9 protein-coding genes are annotated in these 14,539 nt (G+C 34.7%); all 9 read left to right on the top strand.

Annotated elements, in window-relative coordinates; translation table 11 throughout:
* Positions 1-53: 53 nt before the first annotated feature.
* The 9 genes from ruvA to AAC069_RS02470 all read left to right on the top strand — a co-directional run bounded on the left by ruvA (position 54) and on the right by AAC069_RS02470 (position 14,530).
* The gene (gene ruvA / locus AAC069_RS02510; protein ID WP_091083233.1) at positions 54-635 is read left to right on the top strand and encodes a Holliday junction branch migration protein RuvA; all 582 of its coding nucleotides are present in this window, start codon (positions 54-56) and stop codon (positions 633-635) included.
* A gap of 25 nt (positions 636-660) precedes the next feature.
* On the top strand, positions 661-7,821 hold the full coding sequence (sprA, locus tag AAC069_RS02505; protein ID WP_339918938.1) for a cell surface protein SprA: 7,161 nt from the start codon (positions 661-663) through the stop codon (positions 7,819-7,821).
* Positions 7,822-7,909: 88 nt separating this feature from the next.
* Positions 7,910-8,290, top strand: a complete 381-nt coding sequence (gene gcvH, locus AAC069_RS02500; protein WP_339918937.1) for a glycine cleavage system protein GcvH — start codon at positions 7,910-7,912, stop codon at positions 8,288-8,290.
* On the top strand, positions 8,283-8,666 hold the full coding sequence (locus AAC069_RS02495) for a VanZ family protein (protein ID WP_339918936.1): 384 nt from the start codon (positions 8,283-8,285) through the stop codon (positions 8,664-8,666). The genes gcvH and AAC069_RS02495 overlap by 8 nt, the downstream gene beginning before the upstream one ends.
* A 246-nt stretch (positions 8,667-8,912) precedes the next feature.
* On the top strand, positions 8,913-9,656 hold the full coding sequence (gene deoC / locus AAC069_RS02490) for a deoxyribose-phosphate aldolase (RefSeq protein ID WP_339919020.1): 744 nt from the start codon (positions 8,913-8,915) through the stop codon (positions 9,654-9,656).
* Positions 9,657-9,675: 19 nt separating this feature from the next.
* The gene (locus AAC069_RS02485; RefSeq protein WP_339918935.1) at positions 9,676-11,793 is read left to right on the top strand and encodes a gliding motility protein RemB; all 2,118 of its coding nucleotides are present in this window, start codon (positions 9,676-9,678) and stop codon (positions 11,791-11,793) included.
* Between the two features lie 173 nt (positions 11,794-11,966).
* On the top strand, positions 11,967-12,869 hold the full coding sequence (gene cyoE / locus AAC069_RS02480) for a heme o synthase (RefSeq protein ID WP_339919019.1): 903 nt from the start codon (positions 11,967-11,969) through the stop codon (positions 12,867-12,869).
* 2 nt (positions 12,870-12,871) lie between these two features.
* Entirely contained in the window at positions 12,872-13,459 is a 588-nt protein-coding gene (locus AAC069_RS02475; protein ID WP_339918934.1) for a cytochrome c oxidase subunit 3, read from the top strand.
* Positions 13,460-13,501: 42 nt separating this feature from the next.
* On the top strand, positions 13,502-14,530 hold the full coding sequence (locus AAC069_RS02470) for a cytochrome c oxidase subunit 3 (RefSeq protein ID WP_339918933.1): 1,029 nt from the start codon (positions 13,502-13,504) through the stop codon (positions 14,528-14,530).
* The last annotated feature ends 9 nt before the right edge of the window (positions 14,531-14,539 follow it).

The following is a 14,539-nucleotide window of genomic DNA, read 5'->3' as shown; positions in this document are numbered from 1 at the left end:
GCTTTTTTTAATTTGAAATAATCTATATTTATATTAAAATACAAAACAATTTAATGATAGCACATTTACAAGGCAAATTAGTAGAAAAAACACCAACAGAAGTAGTTATTGATTGTGGTGGTGTAGGGTATCACGTGAACATATCGTTGCATACCTATTCTTTGCTTCCAAATGCTGATTTTATAAAATTGTTTACGCACCTTCAGATAAAAGAGGATGCGCATACTTTATTTGGATTTGTTGAAAAATCAGAAAGAGAGATTTTTAAAATGTTACTTTCGGTTTCGGGTATTGGCGCCAGTATAGCCAGAACAATGTTGTCTTCATTAGATCCAAAACAAATTACAAATGCAATTGCGTCAGGTGATGTGGTAACGATACAATCGATAAAGGGAATTGGAAGTAAAACTGCTCAACGGGTGATCCTTGATTTGAAAGAAAAAGTATTGAAACTCTATGATTTAGATGAAGTTTCAATGTCGCAAAGCAATACAAATCGAGATGAAGCGTTATCAGCTTTGGAGGTTTTAGGTTTTGTTAGAAAAACCTCAGAAAAAATTATAGAGAAAATAGTAAAGGAAGATCCAGATGCTTCTGTGGAATCTATTATTAAAAAAGCTTTAAAAAACTTATAAAATCAAACTAAAAAACACGAATTGTATGCATAAAATTTGTACTTTTTTGATTGTTTTATTTTGTGGTTCCGTATCGCTGGCTCAGGTAAATGAACAAAATCAAGACACCACAAAAACAGGTTATTCTCTAGGGAAAGTCCAAATAAAAGATCCTCAAAGTGTCCTGTCTGCTTATACGTACGACCCAGTTACGGACAGATATATTTATACCAATTCAGTTGATGGTTTTTCCATTAATTATCCTATTATATTAACGCCAAAAGAGTACGAGAGTTTAGTGCTGAAAGAATCGATGAGAGATTATTTCAAGCAAAAAACGGATGCTATTGATGGTAAAAAAGAAGGAAGTGAAGCTGCGAAAAAAGATTTGCTACCAAAATATTATGTGAATTCAAATCTTTTTGAATCTATTTTTGGAAGTAATACTATCGATGTTAAACCCACCGGTTCTGTAGAAATGGATTTAGGTTTGCGGTATACAAAACAAGATAATCCGTCCTTTTCACCAAGAAATAGATCTAATTTATCTTTTGATTTTAATCAAAGGATAAGCATGAGTTTAATGGGGAAAGTAGGTACAAGGCTTAATGTAAATGCTAATTACGATACTCAATCTACTTTTGCCTTTCAAAATTTAATTAAATTAGAATACGCCCCTTCTGAAGATGACATTATTCAAAAAATTGAAGTAGGAAATGTAAGTATGCCTTTGAATAGCTCGTTAATTAGAGGAGCGCAAAGTTTGTTTGGGGTAAAAACTCAACTACAATTTGGTAAAACTACCGTTACGGGTGTTTTTTCAGAACAAAAATCGCAAACAAAAAGCGTGGTAGCACAGGGTGGTGGTACAATTCAAGATTTTGATGTGTTTGCTTTGGACTATGATAGTGATAGGCACTTTTTCTTATCTCAATACTTTAGAAATAAATACGATGCCTCATTAAAAAACTATCCGTTTATTGATAGTAGAGTTCAAATATCAAGGCTAGAAATTTGGGTTACCAATAAACAAACCCGAGTTAATACAACTTCTAATAATTTAAGAAATATTATTGCGCTTCAAGATTTAGGGGAAGGCCAATTATCTGGGATTCCTGATAATGAAGTGGTAGTTTTAGATCCTTCAACAGGGATGTTCAATAGTCCTTTCGACACCCCTTCAAATAACGCAAATAATGATTACGATCCTGCTCAAATTATTGCAGGAACCGGTTTGCTAAACAAAAATATTCGTGAAATCGTGACTTCAAGTTCAGGGTTTAACGTTACTGTAAGTGAAGGGCAGGATTATTCGAAATTAGAAAATGCTAGAAAGCTGAACCCTAATGAATATACGTACAATGCCCAGTTAGGATATATTTCCTTGCAACAAAGGTTGGCAAATGATGAGGTTTTAGCGGTAGCATATCAATATACTATTGGTGACAAAGCATACCAGGTTGGGGAGTTTGGAAGTGACGGTATTGACGCAACAGTTGTAACTGGTAATACTACTTCAAATCAAGCCATTATTACTCAAAGTTTAATTTTAAAAATGCTGAAAAGCAATTTAACCAATGTTAAAAATCCGGTTTGGAATTTGATGATGAAGAATATTTATCAGATTCCTGGTGCTTACCAGGTAAAACAAGAAGATTTTAGATTTAATATCCTTTATACAGACCCATCTCCGTTAAATTATATTACAGAAGCAAAAGATGCAGCCGGAAATCCAGTGCCATTTCCTTCTACTCCAACAGCTAACAATCGAGTTGCAGAAACTCCATTGTTGAAAGTATTCAATTTAGATAAATTGAATTACAACAATGACCCGCAAACTGGTGGTGATGGTTTTTTTGACTTTATGCAAGGTATTACGATTGATTCTCAAAACGGACGATTAATATTTACAACCAAAGAACCATTTGGGGAATTACTATTTTCGAAATTATCCAATACGGGTTCAGCAGAAAATTATGATGATGCCAGTACTTATAATGCAAACCAAAAGAAATATGTTTTTAGAAACATGTACCGCAACACACAATCGGGAGCACTGCAGGATAGTGATAAAAATAAATTCCTTTTAAGGGGAAAGTATAAATCATCTGGAGGTGATGGAATACCTATTGGAGCATTCAATGTGCCTCAGGGTTCTGTTGTTGTTACTGCAGGCGGAAGAATTTTAGTGGAAGGGATTGATTACAGTGTGAATTATCAATTAGGGAGAGTTCAAATTTTAGATGCTTCACTACAGGCTTCAAATACGCCAATTAATGTTTCCTTAGAGAATAATTCTATTTTCGGTCAGCAAACCAGACGGTTTATGGGTGTAAATGTAGAGCATAAAATCTCAGATAATTTTTTGGTTGGTGGTACTTTCTTGAAAATGTCTGAAAGACCATTCACTCAGAAATCAAGTTTTGGTCAGGAATCGGTCAATAATACTATTTTTGGATTCAATACTAATTTCTCTACAGAAGTTCCTTTTTTGACTAGATTAGTGAACAAGTTGCCAAACGTCGATACGGATGTGCCGTCAAACCTTTCTGTAAGGGGGGAAATAGCATTTTTAAAACCAGATTCGCCAAAAGCAGATCAGTTTGAAGGGGAGTCTACGATATATGTAGATGATTTCGAAGGGTCGCAAACTACGATCGATATGCGTTCTGCATACGCTTGGAGCTTATCTTCCACTCCGGACAGAAACACCCGAAGTACCTACGATTTTAATGCCAATGCCAATGATTTGAGTTATGGTTTTAAAAGATCCAAACTGGCGTGGTATTCAATTGATCCTGTGTTTTATACTCAAAAACCTTCTGGAATTTCAAATGACGACTTGTCATCAAATACCACTAGGAGGATCTATAGTGAAGAGCTTTATCCTTTAACAGATATTGCTCAAGGCCAGTCACAAGTGATAAACACTTTGGATTTAAGCTACTATCCTTCTGAAAGAGGGCCTTATAATAATAACGTGAATTTTGCCGCAAATCCTTCAGAAAATTATGGAGGGATTATGAGATCGTTAAACTCTACTAATTTTGAGCAGGGGAATGTAGAATACATTCAATTTTGGGTTATGGATCCTTATGTGGGACAAGGGGCGATTCCTCAAAATAATTCAGGAAAACTATATTTCAATTTAGGTGAGATATCCGAGGATGTTTTAAAAGATGGGAGAAAACAATATGAGAACGGACTTGGGCCAGATCAAATATTGGTGAACCCAAGACCGATTTGGGGAGATGTTCCTGCCTCTCAGTCATTGATTTATGCTTTTGATGCTAATGCAAATAATCGAGCCAATCAGGATGTAGGATTGGATGGATTGGCTAATGCCAATGAAAGTGCTGTATATACTAACTTTGCTTCTGAACCTGATCCAGCTGCAGATGATTATACTTATTATTTGAATACTTCAGGAGGTATAGTGAATCGATATAAAAATTACAACGGAGTCGAAGGGAATTCTGTGGTAGATATTAACAACGCAAACAGAGGGTCGTCTACGGTACCTGATGTTGAGGATATTAATAGAGATAATACGATGAATACTATCAATGCTTATTATGAATATAGCATCGATGTAAAACCAAATCCTGTTGTAGGCCAAAATTATATAACGGACATTAGAGATACTCAGGTAACATTAGCTAATGGCGAGGTAACTGATTCAAGATGGATTCAGTTTAAAATACCTGTTACGCAACCACAAAACACAATAGGAAACATTTCAGATTTCAGATCGATTCGTTTTATGAGAATGTTTATGACTGGCTTTAATCAAGAAGTAACGGTTCGTTTTGGAGCGTTAGATTTAGTAAGAGGGGAATGGAGAAGGTATACGAATACGCTTGATTTCAACGATACGAATGTAGCAGATGATAATACAGAGTTTGATGTAGCAGCCGTAAATGTTCAAGAAAATAATGAAAGATGTCCTATTAATTACATAACGCCTCCTGGCGTACAGCGAGAGCAATTGTTTAATAATAATACGCTGATCAATCAAAACGAACAGTCATTGTCGTTAAGAGTTGCAGGTGACGGTTTAGAACTTGGAGATTCCAGAGCAGTTTTTAAGAATGTAAGTATTGATATGCGTCAATTCAAAAAACTGAAAATGTTTTTACATGCAGAGTCATTACCAAATGAAAACAGACTTAGGGATGATCAAATGGTAGGGTTTATTCGTTTTGGAAATGATTTTACTCAGAACTTTTACCAAATCGAAATTCCTTTGAAAGTGACCCTGCCTTCCGCATCGTCGACGGCAAATTGTTCTCCTTTGAGTGCTGAGGAAGTATGGCCAGAAGAAAATGAAATCGACTTGTCATTAGCATTATTGACCCAATTGAAAATAATGGCGATGAGTGTTGATTTAAGTACGCTGCCTTTGGATGGGATTTATTATCAAAATGAGGATGAACTAAATCCTGCTTTAGGAAATAAATCAAATAAGCTGAGATTAGGAATCAAAGGAAATCCTAATTTTGGATTAGTTAGAACTTTGATGGTGGGTGTAAAAAGCAATGAAACGCATCAGGACCTTAAAGGAGAAGTTTGGTTCAACGAGCTTCGCTTAGCAGATATGGATAATCAGGGCGGAATGGCAGCCGTGTTAAATGTAGATTCTAATCTTGCTGATTTTGCCACAATTTCTGCTACAGGAAAGAAAAGTACAATTGGTTTTGGCGCTTTGGAACAAGGGCCAAACGAAAGAAGTCGTGAAGATATTCAACAATACAACATCGTAACAAATGTTAATTTGGGTAAATTATTACCCCAAAAATGGGGTGTTAATTTACCGTTTAATTACGCTATTGGCGAAGAGACAATTACTCCGGAATATGATCCTTTTAATCAGGATATAAAACTAAAACAGTTATTGGATAATACGACTGATTCTGCTGAAAAAGACAATATTTCAAGTAGAGCGATAGATTATACAAAACGAATGAGTATCAACTTTATTGGAGTTAGAAAGCAAAGAAGCGCAGAGCAAAAGCAACATGTCTATGATGCAGAAAACTTTACTTTTTCTCAATCGTATAACAAAGTGGAGCGACATGATTATGAGATTGAAGATTATATAGATCAGCAAGTGAACTCATCGGTTGATTATGCTTACAGCTTTCAGCCAAAACCAATTGAGCTATTTAAGAAGACGGAATTCATGAAAAAAAGCAGCTATTGGAAACTGCTGAGTGATTTTAATTTTAATTATTTGCCTTCTAATATATCGTTTAACACCAATATTAACCGCCAATACAACCGTCAACAATTTAGACAGGTTGATGTTGCGGGAATAGGTCTTGATCCTTTGTATAGAAGAAACTTTGGCTTCAACTACCAATATGGATTTAATTTTAATCTAACAAAATCCTTAAAATTGAGCTATACGGCTTCGTCGAGTAATATTGTGAAAAACTATTTAAATGAGGACAATGAGCCTATCGATAGTTTTACGATTTGGGATAGTTACTGGGATATTGGAAGCCCAAACCAACACATGCAACAGTTGGTTTTAAATTATGAGATCCCAATTAATAAAATCCCATTATTTAGCTTTGTAAAAGCTAATTATTCCTATACGGGTGACTATAGTTGGCAAAAATCATCAAATGCATTTTCTCAGTTAGAGGATGTTGGTATTCCAGATTTAGGTAATACTGTTCAGAACGCACGTTCAAATAACTTGAATACGAGTTTTAATATGGACATGCTTTATAAGTATTTGGGATTGACGAAAAATTCTACAAAATCAACAAATAAACAGAAAGCTCCTGCGCCGCAACCAGGACAGAAAGTGGTGAATACAAATACAAAACCTCAAGCTAAAGACAATGAATTTGTTAATGGTTTACTGGGCGTTTTGACCAGTGTAAAAAATATTCAGATTAATTACACGGAAAATAGTGGTACAGTTTTACCAGGGTATACGCCGAGTGTTGGGTTTTTGGGGTCTTCAAGACCGTCTCTAGGATTTACCTTTGGAAGCCAGGATGACGTACGTTTTGAAGCTGCTAAAAATGGGTGGTTAACTAGTTATCAAGAGTTCAATCAAAATTTCACACAGGTAACTAATAAGATGTTTAAGGCAACGGCAAATGTGGATTTGTTTCCAGATTTAAAAATTGACTTAGCGGCTGATAGATCTTATTCAGAGAATTTCTCTGAACAATATAATGTATTAGATGGTCAGTATTATTCACTTTCGCCTTATACATACGGACTTTTTTCTATATCTACGGTGCTGATAAAAACATCGTTTTCAACAAGCGATGAAAATTCTTCAGCAGCATTTGATGACTTTAGGGCTAACAGACTTGTAATAGCAAATAGATTGGCTACTGAGCGTGGTATAGATGTTACTAATCCTGGTAATCTTGATTCAGATGGGTACCCGCTAGGATATGGTAAAAATAATCAGGCTGTATTATTGCCTGCTTTTATGGCTGCTTATTCAGGAAGTGATGCTTCAGGTGTTTCTACAGGTATTTTTAGAAGTGTGCCTATTCCTAACTGGGCGGTAAAATATAGTGGGCTGATGCGTTATGATTTGTTCAAAAGAAACTTTAAACGTTTCTCTCTGCAACATAATTACAGGGCTTCCTATACCATTAATCAGTATCGTTCTAATTTTGATTATGATAAAACACCAGGCGGTGTTGATGCTAGCGGTAACTTTTTTAATAAAACGATCATGTCTAATGTCAATTTAGTAGAGCAATTCAGTCCGCTAATTCGAATGGATTTTGAACTAAAAAGTTCATTAAAAATTCTTACTGAGATCAAGAAAGACAGAGCATTGTCAATGAGTTTTGACAATAATTTACTGACAGAAGTGAAAGGGATAGAATACGTAGTTGGTTTAGGGTATCGATTTAAGGATGTGATTTTCACATCCAGATTGGCAGATAATCCTTCAGGTATAATTAAAGGGGATATCAATATGAAAGCTGACTTCTCTTATCGTAATAACCAAACTATTGTGAGGTATTTAGATTACGATAATAATCAATTAGCCGGAGGACAAAACATCTGGTCTTTAAAATTGACGGCAGATTATGCGTTCAGTAAAAACCTGACGGCTATTTTCTATTATGACCATTCCTTTTCAAAAGCAGTAATATCGACTTCGTTTCCTCTTACAAATATTAGATCCGGATTTACGCTTCGATATAATTTTGGGAATTAATTTATCAAAATCTAAACTATATTTAAATAGAAGATTGTTACATTTGCGCAACAATAATTCAATTATCAATTATCAATACGTATTTATTATGAATATACCAGCAGATTTAAAGTATACTAAAGATCACGAATGGGTTAGTTTAGAAGGTGATGTTGCAACTGTAGGAATCACGCATTTTGCTCAAAAGGAATTAGGGGATATCGTTTATGTTGAAGTGGAAACTTTAGATCAGACTTTAGAAAAAGATGAGGTTTTTGGTACTGTAGAGGCTGTTAAAACAGTGTCTGATTTATTCTTGCCATTAGCTGGAGAAATTGTAGAATTCAATGATGCTTTAGAAAGTACTCCAGAAGCAGTAAATGCTGATCCTTATGGTGCTGGTTGGATGATAAAAATTAAAGTTTCAGATGTTGCAGATTACGATTCTTTGCTTTCAAGTGATGCTTACAAAGAACTTATAGGTGCTTAAACGAATAGTGTTTTGGATTGCTTTATTGTGGACTGGCGTGGTTCTTTTTCTGTGCTTAGTTCAGTCGGACAAGATTCCGGCAGTCAATATTGAAAATCTAGATAAAATCGTTCATGCTTTCTTTCATTTTGTATTCACCGCGCTTTGGATTTTGTTTTTTAAAACACAAATTAAAGATCCGGATAGTTATAAGCCTTATATTATTTCGTTTTTGTTCTCTGTCCTTTTTGGAGTTACAATTGAAATCTTACAAGGACAATATACTACAACTAGAAAAGAGGATGCCCTGGATGTTATAGCCAATATGGTCGGAGCATCGTTAGCTGTCTTTTCAGTTATTTTATATTTTAAAAATAGGCGTCTAAGTAAAATTTGATACAAATAGTATAATCCCACTTCGGTGGGATTATACTATTTTAAAGCGGTAATTCTTTTTGCTTTGTAATTTAATTTTCATCAGATTTGAGTAGTTTTATTTGATAATGATTTTGGAAGCTTAAAATTCAGGGGAATAACGGGCGGTTTTACTATTAAAAGTAACTGGTTCTATAAAACTAATGCCAATTTAATATGTATTTTTGTAATCTATTAGGTTATCACTTAAAGCTAAATCAAGAGAATGATGAACGTCAAAAAATACTTAGATTCGACATATTTGAAAACTGCGGAGCAGGGAGGACTTGATGAAGCGGGCAATGTCAAAATAGTTAAGGGTTTTATTCAGGAAGCTATTGATGAGGATTTTAAATTGATTATGATTCGTCCTAATATGGTTTTGTTAGCGAGTCAAATGGTTTCTGATGCTGGTTCGAATTTACAGATAGGAACTGTTATTGATTTTCCGAATGGGAGGTCTGTAATTGCTGATAAATTAGTTGAAGCAGAAAAGGCAATTCAGGACGGGGCTGATGATTTGGACTTTGTCTGTAATTATGAGGCATTTAAAAATGACAATATTGATTTGGTTAAAGAAGAGATATTGAAAGGAACGCAACTTGGTATCGAAAACAATAAAGTTGTGAAATGGATTATTGAAGTTGCCGCGCTGAATGACAAACAAATTATACAATTGACAGCTTTGATTAAAAATGTTGTAGTTTCAAATTTTAAGGAGCTGAATTTTGCTTCTGTATTTGTGAAGTCGTCAACTGGGTTTTATATAACTGAAGATGGTTTGCCTAATGGTGCTACCATTCCGTCAATTATTTTGATGTTAGAAAATGCGACACCGCTTCCTGTTAAAGCAGCTGGAGGAGTTAGAACATATGAAGAGGCGGTGGCAATGATTAAGTTAGGGGTGAAACGAATAGGAACGTCTGGGGCAAAAGCTATTGCAAACGGAGAAAATACAAACAGTGGATACTAATTATACAATCAAAATCAATATGAAAAAGGGTTTGCTAACTTTATTTTTATCACTTCTTTCTTTTATTACCTATTCGCAAGACCGAGATTTATTAGATTCAAATTTTTCTCCTGAGCGATTTCCTGTTTTTCCACGTTGTGAAAATTTAGAAAATAAGGAATTGGAAAGTTGTTTTTATAATGAAGTCCAGGATTTTGTTTTTCAAAATTTTGTCGTCCCCGAAAACCTTGTGCAAAACAATTTTGAAGGAAATGTAAAAGTCCTTTTTGAGGTAGATGCAGCCGGTGTTTTTAAAGTCATTTATGTAAATGCAATTGATGAGGAGTTAATAAAGGAAGCAAAGAGAGTTTTTACCAAGTTTCCTAAAATTACTGCATCAACGTATAATGGTAAGTCGGTTTATTCAAAATACAATATCACGATATCAATTCCATTGAAAAGCGCTGAAACAAGAGCTTCAGAGGCATTAGCTCGTGCTGAAATAATACAAAGTAGTACAAAGCAACTAACAGAATTAGATAGTATTGTTTATAAGAAATACAATAATCCGGAGTATGATAGTCATTTAAATATTCCTTTTTCACATAGTTATTATGCGCAATTTGATGGGGCGTTAAATCATGTGGGGAGTAATAATCATACAGCCTCAAAACCGTATACTTATGCTGAGGTATCAAAGTATTATGATATTAAAGGGGTAAATGAAAAGCTAAAAAAGAATGTTTCCGGTTGGTGGGCTAAAAAGTTGTGGAATGAAAACACGGTTGAAATTCAGGGAGACGGCTATTGGTTGTCTTTAAACCCAATATTGGATTTGCAGGTAGGTAAAGCTTCTAACAGTGATGTTTCTTACACGTATGTCAATACTCGCGCGATTAATTTTAGAGGAGGGCTTGGAGATAAACTGAATTTTTCGACCACTGTATTTGAAAGTCAGGGACGTTTTGCTGATTATTTCAATCGGTATGCTGAATCGATAAGACCGGCAGGGGGGAATCCCGCGATCATTCCAGGGATAGGAATTGCTAAGGATTTTAAAACTGATTCGTATGATTTTCCTTTGGCGGAAGCTAATTTGACATTTTCTGCAAGCAAGCATATTGATTTGCAATTAGGGTATGGAAGGAATTTTATTGGAGATGGATACCGTTCATTGATGGAAAGTGACGGTGCAAGTCCGTATCCTTATTTTAAAATTAATACTAATTTTTGGAAAATAAAATATACGAATACATACATGTGGCTAAAGGACGTGCGTCCCGAAGTTACTCTCGAGAGAACTTATGCGACTAAGTTTATGGCAAACCATTATTTGAGTTGGAATATTTCCAATAGATTGAATCTTGGTTTCTTTGAGTCAGTTATTTGGACCAATACAAATGATAGAGGGTTTGATGCCAGTTTCGTCAATCCAATTATATTTTACAGATCTGTTGAGTTTGCCTCTTCGGCGAGAACTGGAAATGCGCTATTAGGACTAACATTCAAGTATAAGTGGAGCGATAAAGTGAATGTTTATGGTCAATTTTTGTTAGATGAATTTTCTTTGGGAGATATTAAAAGTGGAGATAACAGTTGGAAAAATAAATACGGGTATCAATTGGGTGTTAAGTATTATAATGCATTCCAGGTTGATAATTTATTATTGCAGTTAGAGTACAACCATGTGCGTCCCTATATGTATTCTCATAGTGTGCCTATTACAAATTACGGACATAATAATCAAAGTATAGGACATCAATGGGGTGGCAACTTTAAGGAGTTTATTGCCATCGCCCGCTACCATAAAGGCAGATATTTTGCTGATGCGAAAATCACCGTGGGTACCCGTGGCTTGGATTTTGACACTACTGAAGATAGCTTTAATTACGGTGGGAATATTTATAAAGATTATGATTTAAAGCGACCATTTGATAGTGGTGTAAAAGTGGGGCAGGGGAATAAAACGTCTCTTTTTATTGCAGATATTCAGGGAGGATACTTAGTAAATCCGACTACTAATCTAAAGATTTTTGGTAGTTATATTTACAGAAGTTTTGATCCTACAAAGTATACTGCAACTACATTCAGTGAGAGTACCAATTGGTTTACATTGGGATTACGCGCTGACGTTTTTAATTGGTATTTTGATTATTAAAAAAGGATTATAATAGCTTTTTGTTAATTCGAAAAAGACCTTTTATTTAGGAATTAACCTTCAGTATCTTTTTATGTTAAGATTAGTTTAAAAAAAATGTAAATTCTTCATTCTAATTTCTATCTGTAAGTTGTACCTTTGCATCAGTTTTAAAAAACCTAATGAAAACCGCATTGAATAGTACGTTAAATACATTTTCCCTTAAAAGAGTTTTTCTGGATTTTAAAGAAATCACGAAAGCGGGATTGGCTATAAGTGTTTTATTTTCCTCTATTGCAGGATACTTTTTAGGTTTTAATAACGAGCAGCCTTTTCAGTGGTCTGTTTTGTTGATGCTTGCCGTTGGAGGGTATTGTATGGTGGGAGCTTCAAATGCTTTTAATCAGGTGATTGAGAAGGATTTAGATGCTTTAATGGACAGAACTAAAAACCGTCCTGTTCCTTCGGGAAGAATGTCTAGTTTTTCTGCTTTGGTGGTAGCGAGCTTACTGACTATAATAGGTATTACATTACTATATATGATCAATCCTAAGACAGCAATGTTTGGTGCGATTTCTATATTTTTATATACAAGTATTTATACACCATTGAAAACTATGACGTCATTGTCTGTTTTTGTGGGGGCTTTTCCTGGGGCTATTCCATTCATGCTAGGATGGGTTGCTGCCACAGGTGATTTTGGAATAGAAGCGGGTACATTATTCTTGATTCAGTTTTTTTGGCAATTTCCGCATTTTTGGGCGATTGGGTGGTTCTTGTATGAGGATTATGAAAAAGCAGGGTTTTTTATGTTACCAACAGGAAAAAAAGATAAGGGTACTGCTTTGCAGGTTATTTTATATACGGTATGGCTTGTTATAGCTTCATTATTGCCTTCTTTAGGGTATACCGGTAAGTTATTTATATCTCCTGTAGCGGCAGCGGCAGTTTTTTTATTGGGTATTTGGATGTTGTTTTATGCAGTTAGACTTTATAAGTTAAGAACCGCAAAAGCAGCTAAAACGTTGATGCTGGTTAGTGTTGGGTATATTACTTTGTTACAATTCGTGTATATAATTGATAAATTTTTGAGATAATTATGGAAGTTACAATGACAACAGACGAACATAATGCGAGAACGGCAAGATCATACAAATTGATATTGTTGTTTGCTATGGTTAGTATGACCATGATGTTTGCAGGGCTTACCAGTGCATTTGTGGTAAGTAAATCGAGAGTAGATTGGTTGAAAGATTTTGAATTACCAACAGCCTTTTATTACAGTTCTATAGTGATAATTGCATGTAGTGTTACATTTCATTTGGCTAAAAAATCCATTCAAAAAGACAATAAAAGTGCGACTACTACATTTCTTTTTGCTACTTTAGCATTGGGAATATTGTTTGTGATTTTGCAGTTTATGGGCTTTGACCAGATAGTGCAACAAGGGTATTATTTTACAGGAAGTGAGAGTTCGATCACAACTACATTTCTTTATGTTGTTACCGTTGTGCACTTAATTCACCTTGTAGGTGGGTTGATTTCACTGCTAATTATAATTTATAATCATTTTAAACAAAAATACAATTCGAGTCAAACTCTTGGAATAGAACTAGGTGCAATGTATTGGCACTTTCTTGATTTCTTGTGGATTTATTTATTTGTATTTTTATATTTCTTTAAATAAGAAAAAAACGTAAATTTGGGAACTTTTTAACGAATAACTTTTATGGGATCGACAGTTACTACTGGGAATAGCGAAGAAAAAACTTGGGGAGGCGGCAATGAGCCAATGGGAGCAAGTTATGGTAAATTAATGATGTGGTTTTTTATCGTATCAGATGCCTTAACGTTCTCTGGATTTTTAGCAGCTTATGGTTTTTCTAGATTTAAATTTATTGAGACATGGCCTTTGGCCGATGAAGTGTTTACTCACTTTCCGTTTATGCACGGTGTATCTGCGCCGATGTATTATGTCGCTTTAATGACTTTTATTTTGATTTTTTCATCTGTAACAATGGTTTTGGCTGTTGATGCAGGTCATCAAATGAAAAAAGACAAGGTTATTATTTATATGTTTTTGACCATCATAGGTGGAGGGATCTTTGTTGGGTCACAAGCTTGGGAATGGAAAAATTTCATTAAAGGAGAATACGGTGCTATTGAAACAAAAGGAGGTAGTTTACTTCAGTTTGTGGATAAGGAAGGTAATCGTGTTGCTTTAGCAGACTTTGCAGCAACTTTGCAGGAAGAAAGAGTACAGCACACAAGAAGCAATGGAAGTTGGTTTGTTGGTGAAGATGCTTTGCCTACTTACTCTATTGCAGAAGTTCAAGCAGGATTTGAAGCACATCCAGACCTTTTAATTAGAACTGAAGTTATTTATGAAGCAACTCCCGAAACTAAGGTTGATGCCAAAATAAATCATGAATTAAGTAAATTCAAACACAAGACTGTCTTAACAAGAGAAGAGTCTGTGGTAAGATTAGCTCAAGCGGCTTATGTTGTTGAAGGAGCTAACTTGGTTAGAAATGAATACGGTAGTAAATTATTTGCTGATTTCTTTTTCTTTATAACAGGATTTCACGGGTTTCACGTTTTTTCAGGTGTAATTATAAATATTATTATATTTTTTAATGTACTTCTTGGAACTTACGAGAAAAGAGGGAGTTATGAAATGGTCGAAAAAGTTGGTTTATACTGGCACTTTGTCGATTTAGTTTGGGTATTTGTATTTACAGTTTTCTATCTAGTTTAATTTTCAAAA

The sequence above is a fragment of the uncultured Flavobacterium sp. genome, from assembly GCF_963974175.1.
Classification (GTDB): Bacteria; Bacteroidota; Bacteroidia; order Flavobacteriales; family Flavobacteriaceae; genus Flavobacterium.
This window is presented reverse-complemented; position numbering and strand designations above follow the sequence as displayed.

What these genes read in the sequence shown, in the direction of transcription:
- ruvA (WP_091083233.1), top strand. Translation starts at nt 54, where the DNA reads ATGATAGCACATTTACAAGGCAAATTAGTAGAAAAAACACCAACAGAA.
- sprA (WP_339918938.1), top strand. Translation starts at nt 661, where the DNA reads ATGCATAAAATTTGTACTTTTTTGATTGTTTTATTTTGTGGTTCCGTA.
- gcvH (WP_339918937.1), top strand. Translation starts at nt 7,910, where the DNA reads ATGAATATACCAGCAGATTTAAAGTATACTAAAGATCACGAATGGGTT.
- deoC (WP_339919020.1), top strand. Translation starts at nt 8,913, where the DNA reads ATGAACGTCAAAAAATACTTAGATTCGACATATTTGAAAACTGCGGAG.
- AAC069_RS02485 (WP_339918935.1), top strand. Translation starts at nt 9,676, where the DNA reads ATGAAAAAGGGTTTGCTAACTTTATTTTTATCACTTCTTTCTTTTATT.
- AAC069_RS02475 (WP_339918934.1), top strand. Translation starts at nt 12,872, where the DNA reads ATGGAAGTTACAATGACAACAGACGAACATAATGCGAGAACGGCAAGA.
- AAC069_RS02470 (WP_339918933.1), top strand. Translation starts at nt 13,502, where the DNA reads ATGGGATCGACAGTTACTACTGGGAATAGCGAAGAAAAAACTTGGGGA.